Origin of the sequence: Trebonia sp., assembly GCF_049794275.1 — a bacterium.
Taxonomy (GTDB): domain Bacteria; phylum Actinomycetota; class Actinomycetes; order Streptosporangiales; family Streptosporangiaceae; genus Trebonia.
Genome location: NZ_JBARCR010000985.1, coordinates 1 through 2311, shown reverse-complemented (window position 1 = coordinate 2311; position 2311 = coordinate 1). Strand labels below are relative to the sequence as shown.

The following is a 2311-nucleotide window of genomic DNA, read 5'->3' as shown; positions in this document are numbered from 1 at the left end:
GTCGAGCACGTCGCTGGGCACGGACCGGGCGCCGGCGAGGCGCGCGCCGATGTCGTACGTCGGGTACGCCAGGGCCGGGTAGATCACCGTGTCATCGGGACCGAGCCCCAGCATCACGGGGAGCCAGGCGATGAACTCCTTTGTCCCGATCACCGGGAGCACCGATGCCGGGTCCACCCGCACGTCGTGACAGCGCTCGAGCCACCCGGCGGCAGCCGAGCGAAGCTCGGCAGTCCCCGCGGTCAGCGGGTAGCCGGGCGCGTTGGCCGCCGCCGCGAGCGCGTCCTGGATGAGGGGCGGCACCGGGTCGACCGGCGTCCCGATCGACAGGTCAACCGCGCCTCCAGGGAACGCGCGGGCCTTTTCCCGCAGCGGCGCCAGCTCGTCCCAGGGGTACTCAGGCAGTCGTGCGGCGAGGGTCACTCTTCGGCGGCCTGCGGCGGCAGCGCCGCGACCAGCGGGTGATCCTTCCCGATCTTGCCGGTCTTGGACGCACCGCCAGGGGAGCCAAGTTCCTCGAAGAAGTCGACGTTAACCTTGTAGTAGTCCTTCCACTGCTCAGGCACGTCGTCCTCGTAGTAGATCGCCTCAACGGGGCAGACAGGCTCGCAGGCGCCACAGTCCACGCACTCGTCCGGGTGGATGTAGAGCATGCGCTCGCCCTCGTAGATGCAGTCCACCGGGCACTCTTCGATGCACGCCTTGTCAAGAAGATCGACGCACGGCAGCGCGATGACGTAGGTCACGTAAGCTCCTCTTCAACTTTCCTTACTCGGTCCGCTGGCCGGGACCGCCGGCCAGCGTCGCTACCTCACAGTATGGTGGTTTGCCCTGTTAGCTGGCGACAATACTCCCGGCCCCGGCGGTGGAGTCGGACTGCCAGCTGGTTTCCGTCAGCCCGGCCGTCCACTGGTACCCGGAGTAGCGCACCTGGGTGATTCCGTAGTCGCCGGCATTGGCGACGAGCCAGTTTGCCACCGCCCAGCCGCTGCCCGCCGCGACTTTGAACGTGCCGGACGCCCCGGTGCGGGCGGTGCTGATCGCCCGCACCGCCTGGTCGGCTCCCGGCTGGCCGAACGCGTCGGTCAGGCCGCTGCCGGCCGCCTTCAGGTCCAGCTTGGCGCTTACCCCGAGATCGGACGCCTGCGTGGCCGGGTTGTACCAGCAGGTGACCGCGTGCGGCGTCGCGGTGAAGTAGGCCCCGAGCGCGGCGCCGGTCTGCGCGTACTGCTCGTACGCGTACCCGTCGGCGCTGCGCTGGACGTCCTGGGCGGCCTGGTAGACCGGGAGCGTGGTGTAGTTGGGCACCTTGACGAGGGCGTTGAAGAACGCGGTCGCCGCGTAGGCGGGGTCCTGGAGCTGGGTGGCGCTGCCCCAGCCTTCCGACGGGCGCTGCTGGAAGATGCCGACCGAGTCAAGGTCGCCGTTGCTCGGGTTCTCCAGCTTGGCCTCCTGGAGCGCCGTGGCGTAGGCGATGGCCAGCGCCTGCCGCGGCAGGCCCTGGCGGACGGCGACGCCGGCGATGGTCGCCGCGTCCGCGGCCTGCCCGAAGTCGAGCGGTATCGCGTTGTTCCCCGTTCCGGCCTGGCAGCCGGGCACGGTGAGCAGCTGCACGACGTAGTGCTGGTAAGCCTTGTAGGCCGCGAACCCGCCGACGGCAAGCAACACCGCGATCACGGTGAGTACCGTCAGTGGGCGGCGCCACGAACGCCGGCGGTAAGCCTTCGGCACGGCGCGTCTCGGGGACCTCGTGGTCACACTGCGACGGTACCTGCCCGTGGCCGCTTTCGCTGGCGGTAGGCTCGCTCGCCATGAGCCAGTCCATGAAATCACCGCTGCCTGCGGTCATTGACGACCTGTGGGAGCGGCGCTCCGGGCTGAGCCCGGAGGACACCGCCGCGCGCGCCGAGGTCGTGGCGGCCGTGGACGAGATCGACGCGGGGAACGCCAGGGTGGCGTTCGTGGACCCGGCGACCGGTGAGGTCGTCGTCGACGAGCGCGCGAAACACGCGATCCTGCTGGCGTTCCGGCTGCTGCCGATGACACAGTCACAGGTCGGCGACTTCCGGCATCACGACCGGATGCCGCTGAAGACGCGGCTCGACGGCGTGCGGGTCGTGCCGGGCGCGATCGCCCGCTGGGGCTCGTACATCGCCCCTGGCGCCGTGCTGATGCCCTCGTTCGTGAACATCGGCGCGTACGTGGACTCCGGCACGATGGTGGACACCTGGGCGACGGTCGGCTCCGGCGCGCAGATCGGGAAGAACGTGCACCTGTCCGGCGGGGTGGGGATCGGCGGCGTGCTCGAGCC

Annotated in this window: 3 protein-coding genes and 1 pseudogene; 1 reads left to right on the top strand and 3 read right to left on the bottom strand. The window is 70.1% G+C overall.

Annotated features, from left to right (window positions below):
- The 3 genes from WA805_RS25055 to WA805_RS25045 all read right to left on the bottom strand — a co-directional run.
- A partial coding sequence (locus WA805_RS25055) for an aminotransferase class I/II-fold pyridoxal phosphate-dependent enzyme (RefSeq protein WP_425243560.1) occupies positions 1-423 on the bottom strand: 423 nt, incomplete at its 3' end.
- Positions 420-746, bottom strand: a complete 327-nt coding sequence (gene fdxA / locus WA805_RS25050; RefSeq protein ID WP_422278472.1) for a ferredoxin — start codon at positions 744-746, stop codon at positions 420-422. The genes fdxA and WA805_RS25055, both read right to left, overlap by 4 nt.
- An 88-nt stretch (positions 747-834) precedes the next feature.
- Entirely contained in the window at positions 835-1677 is an 843-nt protein-coding gene (locus WA805_RS25045; protein ID WP_425243559.1) for a hypothetical protein, read from the bottom strand.
- Positions 1678-1811: 134 nt separating this feature from the next.
- Between WA805_RS25045 and WA805_RS25040 the strand changes: the two are divergent.
- Positions 1812-2311, top strand: a pseudogene (locus tag WA805_RS25040) (2,3,4,5-tetrahydropyridine-2,6-dicarboxylate N-succinyltransferase); the annotation flags it as partial.